Source organism: Deferrisoma sp. (genome assembly GCF_054681715.1).
In genome coordinates, this window is the sequence record NZ_BAAHFQ010000048.1 from 1 (window position 1) to 22806 (window position 22806).

Annotated in this window: 22 protein-coding genes and 1 pseudogene; 5 read left to right on the plus strand and 18 right to left on the minus strand. The window is 71.9% G+C overall.

What is annotated here, in order from left to right; translation table 11 throughout:
- Positions 1 to 318, plus strand: a pseudogene (locus ACY0I8_RS08850) (anaerobic carbon-monoxide dehydrogenase catalytic subunit); the annotation flags it as partial.
- Positions 319 to 395: 77 nt separating this feature from the next.
- On the opposite strand, the gene ACY0I8_RS08855 reads toward ACY0I8_RS08850, so the two are convergent.
- From ACY0I8_RS08855 to ACY0I8_RS08880, 6 genes are all read right to left on the minus strand, one after another.
- Positions 396 to 830 carry a HEPN domain-containing protein gene (locus ACY0I8_RS08855; protein ID WP_461394433.1) on the minus strand — a complete coding sequence of 145 codons (435 nt, stop codon included), beginning with the start codon at positions 828 to 830 and terminating at the stop codon, positions 396 to 398.
- The gene (locus tag ACY0I8_RS08860) at positions 817 to 1326 is read right to left on the minus strand and encodes a nucleotidyltransferase domain-containing protein (RefSeq protein WP_461394434.1); all 510 of its coding nucleotides are present in this window, start codon (positions 1324 to 1326) and stop codon (positions 817 to 819) included. Before ACY0I8_RS08860 ends, ACY0I8_RS08855 begins: the two co-directional genes overlap by 14 nt.
- A 92-nt stretch (positions 1327 to 1418) precedes the next feature.
- Positions 1419 to 1976: a Tll0287-like domain-containing protein gene (locus ACY0I8_RS08865; RefSeq protein WP_461394435.1), complete on the minus strand. Its 558-nt coding sequence runs from the start codon at positions 1974 to 1976 to the stop codon at positions 1419 to 1421.
- A 90-nt stretch (positions 1977 to 2066) separates the two neighbouring features.
- Positions 2067 to 3188: a lipocalin-like domain-containing protein gene (locus ACY0I8_RS08870; RefSeq protein WP_461394436.1), complete on the minus strand. Its 1122-nt coding sequence runs from the start codon at positions 3186 to 3188 to the stop codon at positions 2067 to 2069.
- A complete protein-coding gene (locus ACY0I8_RS08875) occupies positions 3188 to 5650 on the minus strand; it encodes an FtsX-like permease family protein (protein ID WP_461394437.1) in 2463 nt (820 codons plus the stop codon). The genes ACY0I8_RS08870 and ACY0I8_RS08875 overlap by 1 nt, the downstream gene beginning before the upstream one ends.
- Positions 5647 to 6321, minus strand: a complete 675-nt coding sequence (locus ACY0I8_RS08880; protein ID WP_461394438.1) for an ABC transporter ATP-binding protein — start codon at positions 6319 to 6321, stop codon at positions 5647 to 5649. Before ACY0I8_RS08880 ends, ACY0I8_RS08875 begins: the two co-directional genes overlap by 4 nt.
- A gap of 201 nt (positions 6322 to 6522) precedes the next feature.
- Between ACY0I8_RS08880 and ACY0I8_RS08885 the strand changes: the two genes are divergently transcribed.
- Both ACY0I8_RS08885 and ACY0I8_RS08890 read left to right on the plus strand, forming a co-directional pair.
- Entirely contained in the window at positions 6523 to 6771 is a 249-nt protein-coding gene (locus ACY0I8_RS08885) for a ribbon-helix-helix protein, CopG family (RefSeq protein ID WP_461394439.1), read from the plus strand.
- Positions 6768 to 7169, plus strand: a complete 402-nt coding sequence (locus tag ACY0I8_RS08890) for a putative toxin-antitoxin system toxin component, PIN family (protein ID WP_461394440.1) — start codon at positions 6768 to 6770, stop codon at positions 7167 to 7169. Before ACY0I8_RS08885 ends, ACY0I8_RS08890 begins: the two co-directional genes overlap by 4 nt.
- 14 nt (positions 7170 to 7183) lie before the next feature.
- On the opposite strand, the gene bioA is transcribed toward ACY0I8_RS08890, so the two are convergent.
- On the minus strand, positions 7184 to 8488 hold the full coding sequence (bioA, locus tag ACY0I8_RS08895) for an adenosylmethionine--8-amino-7-oxononanoate transaminase (RefSeq protein ID WP_461394441.1): 1305 nt from the start codon (positions 8486 to 8488) through the stop codon (positions 7184 to 7186).
- Positions 8489 to 8689: 201 nt separating this feature from the next.
- Here bioA and ACY0I8_RS08900 point away from each other — a divergent pair, with 201 nt between their 5' ends.
- Entirely contained in the window at positions 8690 to 9436 is a 747-nt protein-coding gene (locus tag ACY0I8_RS08900; protein WP_461394442.1) for a TIGR00266 family protein, read from the plus strand.
- A 317-nt stretch (positions 9437 to 9753) separates the two neighbouring features.
- On the opposite strand, the gene ACY0I8_RS08905 is transcribed toward ACY0I8_RS08900, so the two are convergent.
- A complete protein-coding gene (locus tag ACY0I8_RS08905; RefSeq protein ID WP_461394443.1) occupies positions 9754 to 11214 on the minus strand; it encodes a YecA family protein in 1461 nt (486 codons plus the stop codon).
- A 300-nt stretch (positions 11215 to 11514) separates the two neighbouring features.
- Between ACY0I8_RS08905 and ispH the strand changes: the two genes are divergently transcribed.
- Positions 11515 to 12360 (plus strand): 4-hydroxy-3-methylbut-2-enyl diphosphate reductase, encoded by an 846-nt coding sequence (gene ispH, locus ACY0I8_RS08910; RefSeq protein ID WP_461394444.1) that lies wholly within the window; start codon positions 11515 to 11517, stop codon positions 12358 to 12360.
- Here ispH and ACY0I8_RS08915 read toward each other — a convergent pair.
- The 10 genes from ACY0I8_RS08915 to ACY0I8_RS08960 all read right to left on the minus strand — a co-directional run.
- A complete protein-coding gene (locus ACY0I8_RS08915) occupies positions 12357 to 12524 on the minus strand; it encodes a hypothetical protein (protein ID WP_461394445.1) in 168 nt (55 codons plus the stop codon). The two genes, ispH and ACY0I8_RS08915, sit on opposite strands and share 4 nt — an antisense overlap.
- An 81-nt stretch (positions 12525 to 12605) precedes the next feature.
- Complete coding sequence (locus ACY0I8_RS08920) at positions 12606 to 13307, minus strand: flavodoxin family protein (protein ID WP_461394446.1); 702 nt, start codon at positions 13305 to 13307, stop codon at positions 12606 to 12608.
- Between the two features lie 257 nt (positions 13308 to 13564).
- A complete protein-coding gene (locus ACY0I8_RS08925) occupies positions 13565 to 14653 on the minus strand; it encodes a hypothetical protein (protein WP_461394447.1) in 1089 nt (362 codons plus the stop codon).
- Positions 14654 to 14671: 18 nt separating this feature from the next.
- Positions 14672 to 15955 carry an acetyl-CoA C-acetyltransferase gene (locus ACY0I8_RS08930; RefSeq protein ID WP_461394448.1) on the minus strand — a complete coding sequence of 428 codons (1284 nt, stop codon included), beginning with the start codon at positions 15953 to 15955 and terminating at the stop codon, positions 14672 to 14674.
- A gap of 76 nt (positions 15956 to 16031) precedes the next feature.
- The gene (locus tag ACY0I8_RS08935) at positions 16032 to 17846 is read right to left on the minus strand and encodes a triose-phosphate isomerase (protein WP_461394449.1); all 1815 of its coding nucleotides are present in this window, start codon (positions 17844 to 17846) and stop codon (positions 16032 to 16034) included.
- 53 nt (positions 17847 to 17899) lie between these two features.
- Complete coding sequence (hemH, locus tag ACY0I8_RS08940; protein ID WP_461394450.1) at positions 17900 to 18868, minus strand: ferrochelatase; 969 nt, start codon at positions 18866 to 18868, stop codon at positions 17900 to 17902.
- Entirely contained in the window at positions 18865 to 20253 is a 1389-nt protein-coding gene (locus ACY0I8_RS08945; protein ID WP_461394451.1) for a sensor histidine kinase, read from the minus strand. The genes hemH and ACY0I8_RS08945 overlap by 4 nt, the downstream gene beginning before the upstream one ends.
- A gap of 42 nt (positions 20254 to 20295) precedes the next feature.
- Positions 20296 to 21396 carry a THUMP domain-containing class I SAM-dependent RNA methyltransferase gene (locus ACY0I8_RS08950; RefSeq protein ID WP_461394452.1) on the minus strand — a complete coding sequence of 367 codons (1101 nt, stop codon included), beginning with the start codon at positions 21394 to 21396 and terminating at the stop codon, positions 20296 to 20298.
- On the minus strand, positions 21393 to 21890 hold the full coding sequence (leuD, locus tag ACY0I8_RS08955) for a 3-isopropylmalate dehydratase small subunit (protein ID WP_459942593.1): 498 nt from the start codon (positions 21888 to 21890) through the stop codon (positions 21393 to 21395). Before leuD ends, ACY0I8_RS08950 begins: the two co-directional genes overlap by 4 nt.
- Positions 21887 to 22806 (minus strand): 3-isopropylmalate dehydratase large subunit (locus ACY0I8_RS08960; protein ID WP_461394453.1); only part of this gene is annotated, 920 nt, incomplete at its 5' end. The genes ACY0I8_RS08960 and leuD, both read right to left, overlap by 4 nt.

The window sequence follows — 22806 nt, forward strand, 5'->3', positions numbered from 1 at the left end:
GACCTGCCGGTGGCGGGGGCGGCGCCGGAGTACATGAGCGAGAAGGCGATCGCGATCGGGCACTACTTCGTGGCGAGCGGGGTGTTCACGGTGTTTGGGGTGACGTTCCCGTTCATCGAGGGCACGAAGTGGGCGGAGTACATCTTTGGCGGGATCGAGCAGGACCTCGGCGGGAAGTGGGCGTTCGAGGCGGACCCGCACAAGATGGCGGCGCTGATGATCGACCACATCAACAAGAAGCGCGAGGCCCTGGGGATCCACAAGAAGAAGGAGCGGGTGCTCTTCGACATGGAAGCCCGCCGCCAGCTCGAGGTGTAGAAAAGAGCCGGATACCCCACACGAAAACGGGGCCCCGGTCGGGGCCCCGTTCTTGTCTCGGCCACAGGAGGCTCCGCTCAGGACGAGTCGAAGGCAACCAGAACCCGGCGGGCCGATTTCACGCAGCGGCGGGCCGCCTCGAGGGCCCCGGAGGCCGATTCGGCGGTGAACAGTTCCCACGGGAGCGTATAGGTGGATTCGTCCCCGTAATCGGTTAGGAAATGCTCGGCCGACCCCAGGCTCAGGAAATCCGGAAGGCAGGAGCGCAGCTCGGTGGCCAGCGAGTCGGGCACCCGCCCGGTTTCGAGCAAGGCAACGAGGGCTTGGGCCGGCTCGTGGGTTTTCGGGGGCACCCCAAAGATCGCCAAGACCGCCTTTCCCGCGTTTTCCACCGACAGTTGCGGATTATCCACGCAGGAGCGCCACCGTTCGAGCTCGAAATCCTGCTCGGCTTCCCGCAGGAACCCTTCGGCGAGCGCGAGCCGATAGGAAATCTCGTCACGCGATCTCACGGTACCCGCGCCAACTCAGTTCCCAGTCCTTGGGGGGAGGTTTCGGGAACAGCCACATGAGGGTCGCCCCGACCCGCTCGCGCCGCAGACCAGACCGTTCGATCGCACGGGCGGCCCGTTCCCTCCACGGCTCGAAGTAGTCGGCCCCGTATAGGCACACGCCGTCGGCGCAGACGTCGAGGAGCAGGGGCGTTAGCGACCGCTCGAACTCCTCGGGGGTTTTGGCCACAAAGCCGAGCCGGCCCGGCACCTCACGCAACACGGCCAACTGCGCGGATGCGAGTTCCCGCTGGCGTGCCAGGGGATCGGGCGGCAGGCCCTCGGCGACCACAAGAATGTCGTGGTCGCTCAACCGAGAAGCGTCACCGCGGGCTCGAGATCCGAACAACACCACGCAGCGGAGACGCGGCCCGAATCGGCGCCGAAGTTCGTTTACAAGCGGTAGATATCCACGCCGCACGGACGGATGCATGAAACCTCGCCTTCCCCCTCCCATCGGAAGGGCAGGTTTTCCTCCGAGGTCCAGCGTACCCGGAAATTTCGCCGAGATCCAGGCTGCTCGGCCGCGCCCGTCGGTCGCGCCGCCCCCTACGGCAAAGGCTTCGACAGGGTGAACGCGCCCCGGAGTTCGCCCGCGCGAAAGCCGGTGGCCCGGTCCTCGGGGTAGAGTTCCCGGATCTTGGTCGCAAGCCCCGGGGCCAGGTTCTCGCCGTGACAGGTGAGGCACGGGGTTCCGGTGGGAATCGCCTTCAGGTACCGGAACCGCTTGCCGTCGGGCCCGTCGACGACCTCGGCGATCTCCAGCGACGCCGCAGGCTTGCCTTGGGAGAGCCGCCGCGCCAGCGCCTCGAGGCCCTGCCGCTCCCAGGCGTCCGGGGCGTTTCGGGGGTTTCGCACCCGAAGCGCCGTGCGGCCGACCCGCCACCCGGTCTTCTCCGAGAGCTCCCGGGCGATCTTCGGGGCCTTCTCCCGGCAGACGGCCACGGCCCGTTCCGGGCCGCCCTCTTGGAGGGCCGCCGCGAGTTCGCCTTTGAGCCGGGAGGCGAAGGTCCCGACGAGCCCCCGGGCCTCCTCCAGGTCCCCGGCCCGGGCCGGCCCGGCCGCGGCCAGCGCGAGCCCCAACGCTGCCACCAGGATTCTCCGCATGTGTCACCTCCTCTGCGAAAACCTATTCAGCGATATTGAGCGGGAAATTGTAGGCCCCTCGCCGGGCCCGCACAACGCCGGGGTGCCGGGTCAGAAGAGCCCGCCCAGGCTCCCGGCGTATCCGGTGAGCTCCACGTAGCCCTCGCACGTGACCGGTCCGCCGGCCGAGGCGCCCGAGCCCCACACGGCGCCCTCCCAGTAGGTGACGCCCGTGGTGCCCGAGGTCACGAGTTCCTGATCCTGGAGCAGGGGGTCCACGGTGAGGTCGATCCCGGCCCACGGCACCCGGACCCGCCACCGGATCGGGTAGCGGCCCCCCGAGCGGGGGCTCGTCCAGTGGGCCAGGGGCGTGAGCTCGAACGAGCCCCAGGGCAGATGCTTTGGGGTGCCGTCGGGCCCGACCAGGGTGCCGGAGCTCGCCGGTTCGACCGCGCCGTCGGTGCGCCGGAGCACGTAGAGCATGAGGTCCCGGCCGTCCGAGAGGTGGAGGCTCACCCAGTCCCACCCGGCCTGGTCTTCCGCGAGCTGGTTCGAGCCGAACTCCTGGTCGAACCAGCTCGTGCCGGTGACCTCCCGCTCGCCCCGGGGTGTGCGGACCCGGCCCCGGGTGGCGAGATCGGTGCGGGAGGCGTAGTAGCTGGCCTGGCCCGGCCGGGGCCCCTTTCGGCTCAGGCCGCCCGCACCGTGGAGCACCGGGGGCTTTCGGGGGGTGAGTTCCAGGTCCACCCCGAACTCCCCCTCCCGGGCCCGCACCCGGATCACCCCGTCTTCGCCCCGCCGGGCCTCCCAGTCGAGCACCCACACCCCCAGGTCGTCGGGTGCGGCGCCCGCGAGGCCGGGGCCCGGCCGGGAGGCGCGGTCGGCGTACCGGAACGCGCCCCCCGGCCCGTCGGTGACGGCCAGGTGGGCCAGAAACACGTCGCGGACCGACCAGGGGTTCTCGGGCCGCGCGGGCTCCGGCCGGAGGGCCACCCGGAACACCGTGAACTGGTAGCCGTATCGGCCCCCCTCGGCGTCCCGGAGGTTCCCCGTGAAGTACCACCACTCGGTGCGGTAGGCCGGATGGGCGCCGAAATCCCGGGGAAACGACCACTCCCGGGGCCGGTCGGCCTGGGGCCAGGCGAACCCGTCTTCGGCGCACGCCGTCCCGGAGAGGGCCAGGGCCAGGACCACCGCCCAAACCCACCGGAGCCTTCCCCGTCTTCCTTTCATCACTCCTCCCGGATCTGCATCTGGGGAAACGTGCGCCACACCCGGTACATGGGGTAGAGGGCCGCCGCCGCGCTCGCCGCCAGGGCGACGCCGAAGGCGGCCAGGTAGGGCCCCGGGTCGGGCTTCCAGAACACGGTCCAGTGGAAGCTCTGGAGGTTGATCACCCGGATCAGCACGATCCCCAGCGCCGTGCCGGCCCCGGCGGCCTGGGCGAAGCTCAGAAGCCCCAGGGCGAGCCCCTCCACCAGGGTCATGGCCGCCACCTGCCCCGTGGAGAACCCCAGGGCCCGCAGGATCCCGAACTCCCGCTGCCGCTCCAGGTAGAGGGTGGTCAGGGCCCCGGCGATGCCCAAGAACGCCACCGCCACCGCGATCCAGCGCATGGACCGGGTGACCCCGAAGGTGGCGTCGAACACGGCCAGGATCTCGTCGTGGAGGGCCTTTTGGTCGAGCACGGGCAGGCCCCGGGCGGCCGCGAGGTCCCGCACCCGGCGGAGGGCCTCGGGGCCCCGGGGATCGCCGGGCTCCAGGAACACGCCGAGGCTGTCGATGGTGGGGTCGCGGAACACCCGAAGGTAGGTCGCCCGGTCCATCATGACGACCCCGTGTTCCGAGGTGTAGTCGTAGAACACCCCGGCCACGGGGAGCCGCACCGGCCCCCCGGCCCCCTGGAGTTCCACGGACCCGCCCCGCCCCACCCCGAACCGCCGGTAAAAGCTCTCGGAGACGATCGCGCCGCCCCCGGCCACGGCGTCCCAGGCCCGGTCGTCGCCCTGGAGCCAGTCGAACCGGGCGAACCGGCGAAGCACCCGGGCGTCCACCGCCGTGACGAAGGCCGTGGCGTCGCCGTACCGGATCCGCACGTTCCGGTAGGGGTCGAGGCCGGCCACCCCGGGGATCCGGCGCACCTCGTCGTAGAACTCGGCCGGCACCTCGATCTCGGCCTGGGGGGCCACGTAGAGGGCGCCCGTGAGCTGGCCGGTCATCCACCGGACGAGGGTGTGGCGGAAGCTCCCCACCAGGATGGAGAGCGCCACGGTCATGGCCAGGGCCACCCCGAAGGCGGCCACGGCCACGGCCGCCCGGCCCCCGCTGCGCCGGAGGTTCCCCACGGCCACCCGGCCCACCAGGCCGGCGGCCCGGCCGGCCAGGGCTTCGAGGGGCCGGCCCAGGGCCTTGAGGAGGAGCCCGGCCTCGAGGCTTGCGGCCACCAGGAGCCCGAACGCCCCGGCGAACCCGGCGTACACGTGGACCGAGGCCGGGAAAAAGAGCGCCCCGCTCACCCCGGCCACCCCGAGCCCGATCCAGCCGGCCCGCCGGGCCGCCCGGGCCGCGCCCCGCTCCGGCACCCGGCCCCGCAGGGCGGCCACCGGGTCCGCCGTGACGAGGTCCCGCAGGGGGTAGGCGGCCCCCAGGAGGCTCGCCCCCCACCCCAGGACGACCCCGGCGGCGGCCCCGGCCCAGGTCCATTCGGGCGGCTGGGGCCGAAGGAAGAAATACACCTGACTCACGGCCTCGCCCACCCGGGCCGTGAGCCCCCGGCTCAGGGCGAAGCCCAGGGCCGATCCCAGAATCCCGCCGGCGAGGCCCAGGATCCCGAGTTCCACCAGGAACGCGCCGGCCACCTCCCGGCGGTACACCCCGAGGCTCCGGAGCACCCCGGCGTCGCGCCGCCGGGTCACCACGGCGAACATGGCCGTGTTGTACACGAGAAAGACGCCGACGAAGAGGCCCATGAGCGAAAGGGCCTCCAGGTTGAGGCGAAACGCCCGGAGCATCTCCCGCAGGGTGCGGGCCCGCTCCCCGGCCCCCTCCACCCGAAACCCCGTGCCCCACCGGGCGCGGAACCCCTCGGGGTCGGTAAGAACCAGGTCCACCCGGTCCACCACGCCCCGGAGTCCCAGGAGTTCCTGGGCCGTGGCGAGATCCACCAGGACCACCGGCTCCCCGGCCGGGTTGGGGAAGGTGCCGAGCACGGTCAGGTCCCCCCGGGCCGTGGCTAGCCGGCCCCCGGGCTCGAGCCCCAGCCGGCCGGCCGTGGCCCGGTCGACGAGGCAGGTGTCGGGTTCGGTCAGGAACCGGAACCCCGCGTCCTCCGGAGGGGCCAGGTCGGGCCGGAACGCCCGGTCGAGCAGGGGATCGACGCCGAGGAACCGCACGATCTCCCCCGAGGCGAGGCCGACCCTCCGGTCGATCACCGGGGAGAGGGCGGCCACCGCCGGATCGCGGGCCACCCGGGGCAGCACCGTTTCCTCCAGGGGGCCGGCCGGCCGGGCCAGGGTGTGGGTGGCCTTGCCCGACAGGAACTCCACGGCCCGGGTGAGGCTCCCCAGGGCGGCCCGGGCCGAGAGGGCCATGCCCACGGCCGAGGCCACCCCGAAGGCGATCCCGAGGACCTGTAGGAGGCTCAGGGTTTTCCTTCGCGGCAGATACCGGAGGAACGCCCGGACCACGGTGGTCACGGCGAGACGTCCTCCGTCAGGCGTCCGTCGGCCATCCGGAGCACCCGGTCGGCGGCCCGGGCGGCCCGCTCGCTGTGGGTGGCCATCACGAGGGCCGCGCCCCGGTCCCGGGCGGCCTGGCACAGGAGGGCGAGCACCTCGTCCCCGGTGCGGGTGTCCAGGTTCCCGGTGGGCTCGTCGGCCAGGATGGCGGCCGGGTCCTTCACCAGGGCCCGGGCCACGGCCACCCGCTGCTGCTCGCCGCCCGAGAGTTCATGGGGGTAGCGGTGGGCCTTGTCCGCCAGGCCCACGGCCTCCAAGGCCTCGTCGGCCCGGCGGGGGTCGGCCCGGCCGCGCAGCTCCAGGGCCAGGAGCACGTTCTCCCGGGCCGTCAGGGTGGGCAGCAGGTTGAAGAACTGGAACACGAACCCGAGCCGTTCCCGCCGAAGCCGGGTGCGGCCGTGCTCCCCCAGCGCCCGGAGGTCCTGGCCCGCCACCCGGACCGTTCCCCGGTCGGGCCGGTCGAGCCCCGCCACGAGGTTCAGGAGCGTCGTCTTGCCCGACCCGCTGCGGCCCACCACGGCCACCACCTCCCCCGGCCGCACGGCGAACGTCACGCCCTGGAGGGCCGGCCCGTCGGCCCGCGCATAGGTTTTCCAGAGGTCCTGGGCTTCAACGGCGAAGGCGCTCATGGGAGGAGCATCCCCTAGGGGCGAGCGAGGCAACGGAAGAGCCGAACGCGACTGCCGAAGAGTTTAGCCGAACTCCGGGGTGACGAAAGCCGGGAGCTTGCTATATTGTATATTACGTATGTCCTTTCGCGTCGGTCACCCAGAGCGGCCCCGGCCCGAAGGAGGACGGAAAACCGAGGGTTACCCTTCCGGAGGGTTTCCATGAGAGCACAACTTCTCGTTCGGATCGATCCCGATCTCAAGGCCCGTCTCGCCCGTGCGGCCAGGGGAGAGGGTAAGACCACCAGCGAGGTCGTCCGGGAACTCGTCGAGGGCTATGTGCGGGAACGGGATCCCGCCGGGCAGTTGGAGGCGCTGTGGGATCGGATTGGACGCCGGCTCCGGGAGAACGGTTACGGTCCGGCCGACGTGGACCGGTTCGTGGCAGAGGCCCGGCGGCGTGAGCCATGAGGGTCGTGATCGACACGAACGTGTTCGTGTCGTCGTTCTTCGGGGGGAAACCCCGTGCGGTGCTCCGCCTCTGGCACGAGGGACGGTTCACCCTCTGTGTCTCGGCGGACATCGTCGAGGAGTACGCGACCGTTCTGGGCCGCATGGGGCTCGGGCCGGGCGGTGAGTTGGCGACCTTGCTGCGAAAGGTGACGACCGGACCCAACGTGGTGTTCGCCACGGATCCTCCGGCCGTCCGGCTGGTCGAGGCCGACCCCGACGACGACAAGTTCGTCGCATGCGCCTTGGCCGTGGGGGCACAATACATCGTGAGTGGTGACCGACACCTGCTCGCCTTGCGTTCCGTCCCCCCGGTGGAGATCCTTCCTCCGGCCCGGTTCCTCGAGTTGTTCCGGTAGCCCCCCGGGGGCCATCACCGGTCCTGCGGTTCGCCGATCCCCTCCACCACCCTGCATACGGCCGCCGCCAAGAACGAGAGGTCCTCCTCCGAGATCACGAAGGGCGGCATCACGTAGACGAGCCGGCCGAAGGGGCGCACCCACACCCCCTCCTCCACGAACCGCGGCTGCACCCGCACCATGTCCACGGGTTCGGTGAGTTCCACGACCCCGATCGCGCCGAGAACCCGCACGTCGGCCACGTGGGGGAGCCCCGCGCAAGGGGCGAGGCCCCGCCGCAGCCCCGCCTCGATCCGGGCCACCCGCTCCTGCCAGGGGCTTTCGAGGAGGAGCCGCACGCTCGCGGCGGCGACGGCGCAGGCGAGCGGGTTCGCCATGAAGGTGGGCCCGTGGAGGAACACCCCGGGCTCCCCCGAGCAGATCCCCTGCGCGATCCGGGTGGTGGTCAGGGTGGCGGCCAGCGTCATGTATCCGCCGGTGAGCGCCTTGCCCAGGCACAGGATGTCGGGCGCGATGCCGGCGTGCTCGCAGGCGAAGAGCCGGCCGGTGCGGCCGAACCCGGTGGCGATCTCGTCGGCGATGAGGAGCACGTCGTGCTCGTCGCACAGTTCCCGCACCCGTTTGAGGTACGAGGGCGAGTAGAACCACATGCCCCCCGCCCCCTGGACGACGGGCTCCAGGATCACGGCGGCCACCTCGTGGCGATGGGCCTCGAGGAGCCCGGCGAACGGGGCGATGTCGGCCTCGTCCCAGGGATCCTCGAACCGGCAGCGGGGGGCGGGGGCGAAGAGGTGCTCGGGCAGGAGGCCCCGCCAGATGCGGTGCATGCCCGTCTCCGGGTCGCACACGCTCATGGCCCCGAAGGTGTCGCCGTGGTAGCCCCGGCGGATCGTGAGGAGCCGCCGCCGGCCCGGCCTCCCCACGGCCTGCCAGTACTGGAGGGCCATCTTGATCGCCACCTCCACGGCCACCGAGCCCGAGTCGCAGAAAAACACCCGGTCCAGGGGCGCTGGGGTGAGGTCCACGAGGAGCCGGCCCAGTTCGGCCGCGGGGGGGTGGGTGAGCCCCCCGAACATCACGTGGCTCATGCGCCCGAGCTGCTCGGCGGCGGCGCGGTTGAGCTCGGGCACGTTGTACCCGTGGATGGCCGACCACCAGGAGGCCATGCCGTCGATCAGGGTGCGGCCGTCGGCGAGCTCGAGGCGCACCCCCCGGGCCCCCACCACCGGGAACACCGGCACGGGGCTCTCCACCGCGGCGTAGGGGTGCCACAGGTGCTTGCGGTCGAAGGCGATCCAGTCGAAGGAAGGGTCGGCCATGGTCGGGCTCTCCGGAAGGGTCAGGCGTCGCTTGCGCCGCCTACCCTGGCAGAGGGCCGCGGCGATTTCAACCGGCGGGCGGGGTCGCCCCGCGCCCGGGGGGCTTTACAGGCGGTCCCGGCTGTGGGACGGTCGGTCGGGCACGGACCCGAAGGAGACGGCGGCGTTCCCTTGTCACCCCCCGGCGAAAGGAGGACTCCCATGGCCGATGTGATCGACTACGAGATTCACGGCGCGGAGATGCAGCTCGTGGAGGTGGAGCTCGACCCCGGGGAGGCCGTGCGGGCCGAGGCCGGGGCCATGACGTTTCTGGAGGACGGGGTCGAGATGCAGACCTCCACCGGCGGGGGGATCTTCTCGGGCCTCAAGCGCATGGTCACCGGCGAGAGCTTCTTCATCACCTCGTTCGTGAACCGAAGCCGGGGAAAGCGCCGGGTGGGGTTTGCGGCCCCGTACCCGGGCCGGATCGTGCCGCTGGACCTCGGGGCCCTCGGGGGCGCCTTCCTGTGCCAGAAGGACGCGTTTCTCTGCGCCGCGGCCGGGGTGGAGATCGAGGTGGCCTTCACCCGGAAGTTCGGGGTGGGGCTCTTCGGCGGCGAGGGGTTCATCCTCCAGAAGCTCACGGGCGACGGGATGGCGTTCGTCCACGCCGGCGGAACCGTGATCGAGCGGGACCTGGCGGCGGGCGAAACCCTCCGGGTGGACACCGGCTGCCTGGTGGCCCTGGCGCCCACGGTCACCTACGACATCCAGATGGTGGGCGGGTTCAAGAACGCCCTCTTCGGGGGCGAGGGGCTCTTCCTCGCCCGGCTCACCGGGCCCGGACGGGTGTACCTGCAGAGCCTGCCGTTCTCGCGGCTCGCCGACCGGATCGCCTCGGCCGTGCGCCGAAGCACGGGCTCCGGCGACGCCCAGGGCGGGCTGCTGAACCGGTTTCTGGGGGACTGATACCAACTTGCGTTCAAAGCTGCCGCTTCCTGATTCGGCCCGGCAAGGGGCCTGGTGGAGCGCAACTTGGGAATAGGGGGGTAGCGATTCGAAAACTGCTCCGCGGCGTCGCGACGCGGTTCCCCGCCGCAAGGTACCGCTGCTGGCTTTCCCTGTCGTGTAGCAATGCATGCCTGAGCGATGGGACGGGGACAGGGGGAAGGCGACTGCGGAGGACGGGGCAGCATCCTCGGGCATGGCGGGGCTGAACCGGCGGCCTTGACGTCGGGGGGGCGGCGGCCCCCCTTGGTCCCCCCGGGGCGGTCGGAACGCCTCTCTCACCGTCGCGCGGCGCCCGGGAGCGGTTCGGCCATTTTCCTTCGGATGTGTGGGCTCAGGTGGCCGAAAAGGGGACAGAGTCGCCACACCCGAAACGCCATCGCAGGAAACCCTTTCTCATACAGGAACTCGCCGTACCGTTCCAAAAACGACGGAGTGAGTGCGTTTCTCAGGTCGCCCGAACCCTCGGGCGGTGCGGGGACTCCCGGAAAGGCCGCACAGAGGGGGTGCCGCAGGCTCCAGCCGAGCAGGGCGGGCCCCAGGGCGCCCGTGGTGCCGGCGCCGAGGAGCGCCGTGCGCAGGGTGCCGAGGAATACGAGGGTCTCCTCGTCGGCGGTCTGCCCGTGTCGGTCGATCCAATCCCCGAGCAGTCTGTCGAAAACATCCACGTCTTCCGCCCCGAGCTCCCGCACCGAAAACGCCATGAGTTCCCGGAGGCGATCTTCGGCCACCGGCGCCTCGGCGACCTCGGCCTCCAGCCGGGCGATCAACGGGAGGCAGGACTCGAGCGGAAGTCCCTCGGGGAGCTTTCCGTCCCGGATCCCCTGCGCCAACGTTTCCGTCCACCGGCGCCCCTCGTCAAATGCGGGCAGAAGGTCCGGTTGGGGGGCAAAGGGCTTGGGCAGGCTGCCCGGGACTGCGGGGTTTCCCGTCGCAACCCGCCGGCGGAAGGCCTCCTCCCCCCCGGCCTCGCGCACCGCCGCCGCGACAGCGACCCCGGGGGCGCACCACTCCATCGCCGACAGGTCGTAGAGCATCCGGTAAAGCAGGTTCGGGGGCCGCTCGGGGTCTTCGGCTTCGTCGTCCTCCCCTTCCTCCCCGAAGATCTCGTCGAGCCGTGTAAACGCCGCCCCCAGAGCCAGCGCCCGGAGGGCGTCCACGTCGCGGGACCAGCGGGGAGCCGCCTCCTCGAACAGGAGGTTGAGGTCCCACGCCAGCACCGGATCTTCGATCGTCCAGAGGTAGCGCTCCACCGCCTGGTCGATGCGGGCGTCGCCGGCCTCCGGGTCGGCGGGTTCTTCCCCCTCCAGAAACTCCTCCACCAGCGGAATCGGGAACCGGACCCGCTTCAGGTCGGGGTCTTCCCGGAGCAGTTCCGCCAGGGTCGTCAGATCACGACAGGTTTCGGCAAACGGGTTGACCGGCACAAGATCGCGGGGGTTCTCTGGCAGGAGGATGCCCCATGAGGTGGAGCCGAACCCCTTCCCCGCGCAGCATTTCTTATACTTGCGGCCGCTCCCGCACGGGCACGGGTCATTCCGGCCCACGGACCGGACGAGTGCGGGAGCCCGCTGGGCCCTTTCGAGCACCTCGAACACGCGGACTGCGGACGTGATCGCGAGCAACCCGAACGCGACGTGTTCCCCGCCGTCCACGTCGTACCCCGCGTTGCGGAGCATGTCGAACGTGAGCTGTTCCACCTCATCGGCGGCCAAGATATCCGTACCGTCTTTGCTCATGGCACCCGGTGTCCTTCCGCTGCGCCGGCTTGCCAGCCGGCGGGTCGTGCTGGGGTTGTCAGCCTACGGCGGCGGCATCGTCGCGGTCAACCAGAGACGGTCCGGGGGGGCCGAGGCGCCCTGTGCCGCGCGGGGAACCCGAGGGAGGCGCCGCCGGGCGCGGGCGCCTGGGACGGGGTTCTCCCGCTCGTCGGATGAACCTTGGGCCCGCGGGGTGGTAAACTGGCGCGCGGAGCCCTACGGCGTGTGCCGGGGTTCCCCTGCGGGCGAATACAACGGGAGATTAGGAGGCACCTTCGGATGGAGATCGTGGTGGCCCGGTCGGCCGGGTTTTGCATGGGGGTTCGGCGGGCCATCGAGATGGCCCGGGAGGTGGCGGGGGCCGAGGGGCGCACCGTGTACACCCACGGGCCCCTCATTCATAACCCCCAGGAGCTCGAGCGCCTCAAGGGCGAGGGCATCGTGCCGCTGGGGGCCGGGGCGGTGCCCCGGGCGCCGGTGATCGTGCGGGCCCACGGGATCCCTCCCCAGGAGCGCGAGCGGCTCGAGGCCGAGGCCGAGCGGGTGGTGGACGCCACCTGCCCCAAGGTGAGCCGCATCCAGCAAACCATCGCGGATTACAGCGGCCGGGGCTACGCGGTGATCATCTGCGGTGACGCCGACCACCCCGAGGTCACGGGGCTTCTGGGACACGCCCGGGGCCCGGCCTTCGTGGTGGGGGGGCCGGGCGAGGTGGACCGGCTTCCGGCCCTGGACCGGGTGCTCCTCGTGTCCCAGACCACCCAGGACGAGGGGGTGTTCGACGAGGTGGTGCGGCGGGTGGCCGAGCGCTACCCCGGGGCCGAGGCTCTAAACACGATCTGCAGCTCCACCCACCGGCGCCAAACCGAGGCCCGGGAGCTCGCCCAGAGGGTGGACGCGGTGGTGGTGATCGGGGGACGCAACTCGGCCAACACCCGGCGCCTGTACGAGATCTGCAAGGGGATCTGCCCCCGCACCTACCACGTGGAAACCCCCGACGAGCTCCCCCTGGACGAGATCCGGGGGCTCGCCCGGGTCGGGGTGACCGCCGGGGCCTCGACCCCGGCCTGGATCATCGAGGAGGTGGTGGGGGTTCTGAGAGAGGTCGCCCAGGGAGCCGGCTAGGCCTCGCCCGAGAGCAGGGCGCCGGGCGCCTGGGCCCGGGCGAGCTCCGGGGCGTCCACGTACGACGCGTCGAGATCGGCCTGCACCGCGGCCGACCCGGTGTGGAGCACCAGGTGGCGGGGAAGTGCACCCGCAGGGGGATCCCGGTCTGGCGGGAAAACCACGCCGCACCCCGGAACGTCTCGCCCCCCGGAGGTTGTTGCGAAACACGTGCAAAACCGGCAGGGCCATCCGGGCACCCCTTTTCAGGTCGATTCCTTGAACCGCTGCATCATGAGGGCCTGCATGCGGCGGGTCACCTCGGCCCGGTCGTGGCCCTGGGTGAGCCGGCGGGCCAACTCCGTCCCGGCCGCCCGGGCCGCCTCGAGAACGCCGGGCTGCTTCGTAACCCTGGGGATCTTCTCCTCGGTGATCTTCACGCCCTCGCCGTAGAGGAAGTAGGGCACCCCCACCTTGCAGGTTTCGCCGTACCCGCAGGTGAAGCACGACGCCGCCCCCTGCCCCGACACCTTGGCCACGGTCTCGATGAAGTTGTAGAGGAAGAACTTCTCGATCTCGTCGGCCGGGAACCGTCCGTCCCCACCCCCCACGCCGATGGCCACCCCGAGCTTGCCCCACAGGGCGTCGCCCTCCCGGTGCCGGAACTGGTACCACCGCTCCAGGAAGGCGTGGGTCGTGGCGTTGAGGCCCGAGTAGTAGTTGGGCGCCCCGATCACGTAAGCGTCGGCCTCGGCGATCTTCTCTCGCAAGGGGGCCATGTCGTCGGCCACCTTGCACACGTTGTCGGCCACGCACCCGAGGCACGCGATGCACCCGCCGATCCGCCTGCCCCTGAGGTGCACGATCTCGTGGGGGAGCCCCGTGGCCTCGAGGCAGAGGGTGACCAGGGTGTGGACCCCGGACTCCTCGGGGGACCGGGGACTTCCGACGATGCCGAGGATCTTCACGGCGACACCTCCTTGCTTGGGTATGAGTTGCGCTGGGCAGCTTGGCAGCCGACGGCTAGGCCACTGGAAACCCTTCGGGGTTCCAGCGTCACCGCCGGGCCCAGCCTAGGGAACCGGCCTCCGGGCCGCGACGCCCCTCCTTTCGGGCCTTGCCGCCCGGATCGCGCCTCGGAAGGCGCTCCCACACCGGGCACACCTTGACCCGTCGTAGGGTCCCGTAGGAGCCGAAGAAACCTTCCAAGCCGCAAGCCTCCCCCTCACAGATCCGCCTCCACGGCCAGGTGCGGGCCCCACCGGACCCCGAAGGGATCCACGCCCACGGCGATGCCGGCCCCGTAGGCCGTGCCCCCGGGGGATTGGTACCAGGCCGTGAGCTTCCCCGCCGCTCCCACGAACCACCCGGTTTCCCGGCCGGCGTTCACCCGGTCGTCGCCCTCGTAGAAGGCCTCGACCCCGGCCCGGAAGTCCAGGGCCGCCGGGCCCCACCGCCGGCGTTCTCCCGCGTAAACGCCCCAGAACACCTCGTCCTGGGTCCGGAAGTTGTGATCCACCCCCTCCCGCAGGGGCCGGCGCCGGGTGGACTCCACCGGCGCCTCGCTCACCTCGACCTCCAGGACGAGCCGCCGCGGCTGGCCGGGGTCGCCGAAAAACCGGGACAGGGAGATCCCGGTCTGGTGGTACGTGTCCACGGCGCGGCCGGGGTGGCGGCTCCACCGGGTGAACACCCCGACCCGCCAGGGGTCGCCGAAGAGGGGAGGAGGACCCGAATCTCCCAAGGGGAAAGTCCACGCGAAATGTGTGAGTTCCACCTCCCGGCCCCCTTCGAGTGCCTGCACCTCCCGGCTCACCCGAAGCGGCCCCAGGCCGAGCCCGACCCCCCGGGCCCAGAGGCCGGCCCACCGCTCGGCCACCCGGCCTGCCCCGATCCCGCCTCCCCCTTGGACCCCCAGGGGGCCCCACCCGACGGCGAGGCGCACCCCGCCCGCGGCCGTGGCGTACACCCAGTCCTCCTGGGTTTCGTTGAACTCGGTGTCCACGAAAACGCCCTGGAGGTACGCGTCCCACCCCAGGTGAAGCCCCAGCGGGAGGCGCCACCGGATTTCCCGAACGAGCTCGGCCGAAAGCCCGGTGGCCTGGTCCCAGTTGGCGTTGGCCCGATCCGCGGCGTTCAGCTCGGCCGCGTTCGTGCCGTCGAACTTGCCGTGGTTTCCGTACCCATCGGGCCCGCGGGAGCGGGGCACCTCCCTCACCACCCCGGCCCGCAGGGTCCACGCCCCATGGGGCCCGCCCCAGGCTGCCGAAAAAAGCAGGGCCCCCGAGAGGGCCCCGACAACGACTCGGTTCACTGCACCCCCGGCGCCGGCCTAGAGCGCCTCCACCACCAGGGCCATGCCCTGGCCGCCGCCGATGCACAGGGTGGCGAGCCCGTACCGGCCGCCCCGGCGGCGAAGCTCGTTCACCAGGGTCACCACGATCCGGGCGCCGGAGCACCCGATGGGGTGGCCCAGGGAGATGCCGCTTCCCACCACGTTCGTCTTCTCGAGGTCGAGCTCCAGTTCCCGCATGCAGGCGATGGCCTGGGCCGCGAAGGCCTCGTTGAGCTCCACGAGATCCAGGTCGGCCACGGTGAGCCCCGCCTTGGCGAGGGCCTTCCGGGTGGCCGGCACGGGCCCGAGGCCCATGTAGGCCGGGTCCACGCCGCCCGAGGCCCAGGCCACCACCCGGGCCAGGGGCTTCAAACCCGCGGCCTCGGCCTTGTCGGCCCCCATGAGCAAAAGCGCGGCCGCGCCGTCGTTGATCCCCGAGGCGTTCCCGGCGGTCACGGTGCCGTCCTTCTTGAACGCCGGCCGGAGCTTGGCCATCTTCTCGACGCTCGTGTCCATGGGCCGCTCGTCGGTGTCCACCACCACGGGGTCGCCTTTTCGCTGGGGCACGGCCACCGGTACGATCTCGGCCGCGAACCGGCCGTCGGCCTGGGCCGCCCGGGCCCGTTGGTGGCTCAGGGCCCCGAGCTCGTCCTGCTCCTCACGGGTGATGCCGTAGAGCGCCGCCAGGTTCTCGGCCGTGTGGCCCATGTGGTACCCGTAGAAGCACTCCCAGAGCCCGTCGTGGACCATGAGGTCCACGAGCGGGGTGTCGTTCATCCGGGCCCCCCAGCGGGCCGCCGGGAGCGCGTAGGGGATGCGGCTCATGTTCTCCATGCCGCCGGCCACCACGGCGTCGGCCTCGCCGTCGCGGATGGCCTGGGCCGCGAGCGCCACGGCCTTCATGCCCGAGGCGCACACCTTGTTCACCGTAAACGCCGGGGTCTCCTTGGGCACCCCGGCCCGGATCGAGGCCTGGCGGGCCACGTTCTGGCCCTGGCCGGCCCCCACCACGTTGCCCAGGATCACCTCGTCCACCTGGAGCGGGGCGAGGGCCTCGTCGTAGTCGTAGTGCCGGGTTTCCAGGTCGATGGGACCCTGGTCGGCCAGCGCCTTGGGCCCCACGGCCCGCAGCGCCTCCCCGGCCACGGGCCGCACCCCGGCCCGGGTCAGCGCCCCCTTCACGGCGGCGGCGCCCAGGTCGGCCACCGGCACATCTTTGAACGCCCCGCCGAAATTGCCCACGGCGGTACGGGCTCCGGAAACGATCACTACCTCTCGCATGGCTTCTCCTCCCTCAACGGAAAGCGGTTCGATCCGCCCCTTATAGACCGACCGTGCGGTCGGGGGCAAACCCGGCCTACTCCTCGTCCCCCTCCTCCCGCGCGAGTTCCTCGAACTTGATGTCGATGCCCATGACCCCGGCCATGCGGTCCTCGGCGTCGTAAATGGGGGCCGACACGGTCATGGTGAGCCGGCCGGTGACCTTCGAGGTGTAGATGTCGGTCAGGCAGAGCTTCCCGGTACGCACCGGCTCCGTGAACCACACCCGGTCGGCGTAGTTCGCCGCCACCTCGTACTCGGCGTACTTGCCCCGGTCCTCCACCTGGGTCACGTTGCGGGTGATCTTGCGGCCCTCGAGATCGGTCGCGTACACGAACTGGATGAAGGGGTGCTCCTCGGCCGCCTCCCGCATGACCCGCTCCATGCGCTCGGGGTCCATGGACCGGACGTCCGGGTGCTCCACCAGCCGCTCGAGCACGTGGGCCGCGGCCTCGCGCACCCGGGCCTTGAGCCGGTCGTACTCGCTGACCAGGAGCTCCGGCATGTACTTGCGGACCTTGCGCTCCATCTCCTCGGCCGAGAGCGCCGTGGTGCGGCCCTCCTCGAACTGGCGCATCACGGCCCGGTGGATCTTGGCCACCCCGGGATGGCGCTTGTCCACCCGCCGCTCCGGGGGGAGGGCCAAGTGGGTGTTGATCCAGTGGGCGATGCCGGCCAGGCCCGATTTGTCGGTGACCGCGATGCCCATGGGGCGGCCTAGGATCCGCTCGGTGTCGAAGATGTTGTAGATCTCCTCGTTCTTCGCGATCCCGTCGATGTGGATGCCGGCCCGGGTCACGTTGAACTCGCTGCCCACGAACGGCATGGAGGGCGGGATGTGGACCCCCAGGTCCCGCTCGAAATAGTTCCGGATCTCGGTGATCACCGTGGGGTCCATGCCGTTGGCGGAGCCCGTGAGCTCCATGTACTCGATCACGAGGCCCTCGATCGGGGGATTCCCCGTGCGCTCCCCAAACCCCAGGAGGGTTCCGTTGGCCGCGGCGCAGCCGTAGAGCCAGGCCGTCGAGGCGTTGATCAGCACCTTGTGGAAATCGTTGTGGCCGTGCCATTCGAGCTGCTCGGGCGGCACCCCGGCCTCGTCCACCAGGGCTCGCACGAGCCGGGGCACGCTGCGCGGTAGGGCCGCCCCCGCGTGGGGGACCCCGAACCCCATGGTGTCGCAGAGCCGGATCTTCACGGGGAGGCCGGCCTCGCGGCTCCGCTCCATGAGCGCCCGGGCGAAGGGCACCACGAACCCGTACACGTCGGCCCGGGTCACGTCCTCGAAGTGGCACCGGGGCACCACCCCCTCCTCCAGGGCGGCGTCCACCACCCGAAGATAGTCCCGCAGGGCCTCGCGCCGCTTTTTCCCGAGCTTGAGATAGATGTGGTAGTCGGACACCGAGGTCAGAATCCCGGTCTCCCGGATGCCCATGGCCTTGACCAGCTTGAAGTCCTCGGGGTTGGCCCGGATCCAGGCCGTGATCTCGGGGTACCGGTACCCCAGGGCCTGGCAGCGCTCCACGGCCTCCCGGTCCCGGTCGGCGTAGAGGAAGAACTCGGTCTGCCGGATCACGCCGTTGGGGCCCCCGAGCCGGTGGAGGAACGTGTAGAGGGTTTCGATCTGCTTGGGCGTGTAGGGCGGCCGGGCCTGCTGGCCGTCGCGGAACGTGGTGTCGGTGATCCAGAGCTCCTCGGGGGGGCTGGGCGGCAGGAGCACCCCGTCGAAGGGCACCCGGGGCACCTCCACGTAGGGGAACACGTCACGGTACAGGTTGGGCTCGTCGCGCTCCACCACCTCGTCGAGGGGGAAGTCGGGGCCGGACCGGCGCAGCAGGGGGCGAGGCTTCATGGCGGAAACCGAACTCCTTGTGTGGGAAACGCCGGGGAGGCGCCCCTCCCCGGTCAGTGAACCGTCGGTGAAGACGATACGCCTTCCCCCGCCTCCCGCGCCAGGGCCGCCAGGGCCCGGATGAACGCGGGGCGGGTGTTGAGGGAGGGGGCCCTCCGGAACCCGCCGATGCCCAGAAACCGGGCCAGTTCGGCGTACTCCACGTCGATCTCGTGGAGGGTCTCGATGTGGTCGGAGACGAAGCTCACGGCCACGGCGCACACCCGCTCGACCCCCGCGGCCGCGAGCTCCCGGAGGGTCTCCTCCACCCCGGGCCCCAGCCAGCGCACCGGGCCGGTGCGGCTCTGGAACGCGAGCCGGTGGGGTGGGTGCCCGAGGCGTTCCACCACGCCGGCCACGGAGGTCCGGATGTGGTCGAGGTAGGGGTCGCCCCGGTCGATCAGCCGCTGGGGCAGGCTGTGGGCGCTAAAGAGCACGGTGGCCCCCTCGAAGCCCTCGAGCCCCTCGGCCACGGCCTCGGCCAGGGCGTCGAGGTAGAGGGGATGGTCGTGCCAGGAGCGGATCACCCGACGGGGAAGCCCCGCGAGGCCCTCGGCCTCGAGGGCTCTCTCCAGGTCGGCCAGGCTCGAGCCCGTGGTGGCCCGGCTGTAGTGGGGGTAGAGGGGGAGCACCACGAGCCGGTCGGCACCCCGTTCCCGCAGCTCGGCCGCGGCGGCCCGGGCCCGGGGATGCCAGTAGCGCATGGCCACGGCCACGGCCCATCCCTCCCCCAGCTCGGCCTCCAGGGCGGCGGCCTGGGCCCGGGTGATCTCGGCGATGGGGCTTTTTCCGCCGATCTGACGGTAGCGCTCCACGACCTTGGGGGTGCGCTTCCTTCGGATCCACCGGGCCAGGGGCCTCTGGAGCCACCGCGACAGGGGAAACCGCAGGATCTCCGGATCGGAAAAGAGGTTCTCCATGAAGGGGCCCACGGCCTCCAGGGAGTCGGGGCCCCCCATGTTGAGGAGCACGACCCCGGTCACGCCGGCGCCTCCGGAAGCTCCAGGTAGAACCGGGTGCCCCGGCCGGGCTCCGACCGGGCGAACACCCGCCCCCCCTCGGCCTCGGCGATCCGCCGGACGATGGCGAGCCCCACACCCGAGCCCCCTGCCCCCTTGCGGCCCTGCACGAACAGCTCGAACACGCGCTCCTCCATGCCCGTGGGAATCCCGATGCCGTTGTCTTCAACCACGACCCAGGCGTACCCGGCCCGCGGGTCGGCCTCGCCGGGCCCGGCCTTGCGGACCCGGACCACCGGCGGCTCGTTGGGCGACCGGTAGCGCAGGGCGTTGCCGAAGAGATTGAGCAGGACCTGGTGGAGCCGCACGGGGGCGATCCGGAGGGTCGGCAGGTCGTCGTCCAGGATCAACCGGGCCCCGGCCTCCTCGACCCGGAGCGCCAGGTCGGCCCAGGCGCTCCGGCAGGCCGCCGCGAGATCCACGGCACGGGGGGCCGGGCGCTCGGCCCCGAGTCGCGCGAACACCAGAAGGTCGTCGAAAAGCGTCCCCAGGCGCTCCACCTGGGCCCGGAGTTCGCCGCAGAGCCGCTCGGCGCCCTCGGGCCGACCCTCGGCGAGCCGCTCCGCCAGGAGCGCCGCGTATCCCTTCACGGTTCCCAAAGGCCCCCGCAGATCGTGGGCCACGGCGTACAGGAACCCCTCGAGCTCCCGGGCCCGCTCGGCCAGGGTTTCCCGTTCCAGGCGCTCGGCGGTGACGTCCCGCACCGTGACCACGGCGAACTCGCCCTCCGGATCCCGGTGGAGCACCCCGGCCACCCGGGCCAGGAACCGGGACCCGTCGGCCCGGGGCTGCCAGGCCTCCACCTCGAACCGGCCGTCCCGCAGGAGGGTCTCTCGCACCTGGGGGTACAGGGACCGGCTCTCCTCGGGGAGGATCTCGAGGACGTTTCGGCCCACCAGGGCCTCCCGGGGCATGCCGAACAGCGCCTCGGCCGCGGCGTTGACGTCGAGGATCTCACCCCCCAGCTCCTCCACGAACATGGCCGTGTCGGCCACCTCGAAGGCCCGGTGCAGGGTGTCGAGCACCCACCGCCGGGGCGAGCGGGGGGCGGTCCACTCGAGGACGAAGGACGGGCCGTCGCCCAGGGGCACCGCCGTGGTTTCGGCCGGCCCGCTGGGAAGCGGCCGGGTCTGGGTCGCGGTGCGGCCGGTCCGGGCCGGGCAGGGGTCGCAGGGCGCGGCCCGGCCCCAGAGGAACTCGTGGCATCGCCGGCCCTCGGCCGGGCCGAAGGCCCTCCGGTGGGCCGGGTTCTGGTAGAGGACCCGGAACTCCCGGTCGTGGAGGCTGACCGGCACCACGAGGGCCTCCAGCACCTCCCGCCAGGGGAAACTCCCTCCGACCGCGTCCACCCCCTGGTCTTCCTTTCCGCCCCTCAGGGGCGATTCGGTTTTCTAGCCGGGACCGCCCGTCACCCAGGCGAGCCGCCGGCCCCCGTGCCGCACCCACCGGATCCCCCGCGGCCGCAGGCCCTCGGCCGCAAGTCGGGCGGGGTCGGGCGTCAGGATGGCCCAGCGCCACCGCCGGAACGGCCCGGTGAGCGCCGCCGCCAGGGCGCCCAGGGCTGCATCGGATCCCCCCAGCCGCCGGCCGTGGGGAGGATCGGCCACCAGGATCCCGGTCGGGGCCGGAGGGAAGAGCCATTCTAGATCAGCCTCGGCCACCTGCAAGTGGTCGGCCACCCCGGCCCGCCGGGCCGCGTCCCGGAGCCGGCGCAGAGCGGCGGCCGATCGGTCGGCCGCGAACACCGGGGCCGGGAGGTCCCGCCGGATCCGGGAGAGCCGCTCGGAGCGCAGGGCGTCCCAGCGGGCGGGGTCGTGGTTCGCGAACCGCTCGAACGCGAACGCCCGCTGCCACCCGGGGGGGATCCCGAGGGCCAGGCGGGCGGCCTCGATGGGGAGCGTGCCGGAGCCGGCCATGGGGTCAAGGAGCGGCTCGGTGCCGTTCCAGCCGGCGGCCCGGAGCAGGCCCGCGGCCAGGTTCTCCCGCAGGGGCGCGGCTCCCGGGTCGAGCCGGTAGCCCCGGCGGTGAAGGTGGTCGCCCGAGGTGTCGAGGCTCATCACCACCTCGTCCGCCACCACCCGCACCCGCACCGAAAAGGGCGGGCCCGCGCCGGGGGGGCCCAGGGCGCGGGCCGCGGCCTCCCGGACCGCCTCGGCCAGGGCCCCGGTGTGGAGCCGGCTCCGGTGCCGAGCCACCCGCACCTCGAGCCGGGCCCCCGGGGGGAGCCACTCGCCCCAGCGCACGCGGCCCAGCTCCCGGGCCGCCCGGGCCGGGGTGCGGGCCCGGAACCGGGCGAGCCGCACGAGCACCCTGCCCGCCACGGCCGATTCCAGGTTGGCGCGCCAAAGGTCCTCCCGCGAGCCCGAAAAGGCCACCCCGCCCTCCTCGGGCCGGACCCCGGGGAGTCCCAGCCCCCGGAGCTCGTCGGCCAGGACGTCCTCGAGCCCCGGGGGCGCGACGGCGTAGGCCTCCACCCCGGCCGGGCCGGTCACCCCTTGGCGGCCCTCTTGGCGATGTGGGCCATGAGACCGCCGTCGGCGATGAGCTCCTGCATGAACGGCGGGATCGGGGCGGCCCGGAACTCGGTGCCCCGGGTCAGGTTGCGGATCACGCCGGAGCCCGCGTCCACCTCCACCTCGTCCCCCTCCTCGATGCCGTCGAAGGCCTCGGGGCACTCGAAGATGGGGAGCCCCATGTTGAAGGCGTTGCGGTAGAAGATGCGGGCGAAGCTCCGGGCGATCACGCAGCTCACCCCGGCCGCCTTGATGGCGATGGGGGCGTGCTCCCGGCTCGAGCCGCAGCCGAAGTTCTTGTCGGCCAGGATGATGTCGCCCGGCTTCATCTTCCGCACGAACTCCGGGTCCTCGTCCTCCATGCAGTGTTTGGCGAGCTCGGCCGGATCGCTCGTGTTCAGGTACCGGGCCGGGATGATCCGGTCGGTGTCGATGTCGGGGCCGAACTTCCAGACGGTTCCGCGAAATTTCACGACACCACCTCCTCGGGGCTCGCGATCCGCCCCTTGAGCGCGCTGGCCGCGGCCACCGACGGGCTCGCCAGATAGACCTCGCTCTCGGGATGGCCCATGCGGCCCACGAAGTTCCGGTTCGTGGTGGCCACGGCCCGCTCCCCCTTGGCCAGGATGCCCATGTGGCCGCCCAGGCACGGCCCGCAGGTGGGGGTGGACACGGCGCAGCCCGCGTCGAGGAACACCTCCACGAGCCCCTCCCGGACGGCCTGGCGGTAGATCTCCTGGGTGGCCGGGATCACGATACACCGCACGTACTTGGCCACCCTGTGGCCCCGGAGCACCCGGGCGGCCCGCCTGAGGTCCTCGATGCGGCCGTTGGTGCACGACCCGATCACCACCTGGTCGATCGGGACCTCGCCCACCTCGTCGATGGGCCGGGTGTTGGACGGGAGGTGGGGGAACGCCACCTGGGGTTTGACCCGGCCCACGTCGATGTCGATCACCTCGGCGTAGCGGGCGTCGGGGTCGCTCGCGTAGTAGACGGGGGGGCGCTTCGCCCGGCCCTCCACGTAGGCCCGGGTGGTGGCGTCGGGGGCGATGATGCCGTTTTTCCCCCCGGCCTCGATGGCCATGTTGGCCATGGTGAACCGGTCGTCCATGCCGAGCCGCTCGATCACGGGGCCCGTGAACTCCATGGCCCGGTAGAGGGCCCCGTCCACCCCGATCCGCCCGATCGTGTAGAGGATGAGGTCCTTGCCCTCCACCCAGGGCTGGAGCTCGCCGTGGTACACGAACTTCATGGACTCGGGCACCTTGAACCAGGCCTCGCCGGTGACCATGGCCGCGGCGAGGTCGGTGGAGCCCACGCCCGTGGAGAAGGCCCCCAGGGCCCCGTAGGTGCAGGTGTGGCTGTCGGCCCCGATCACCACGTCGC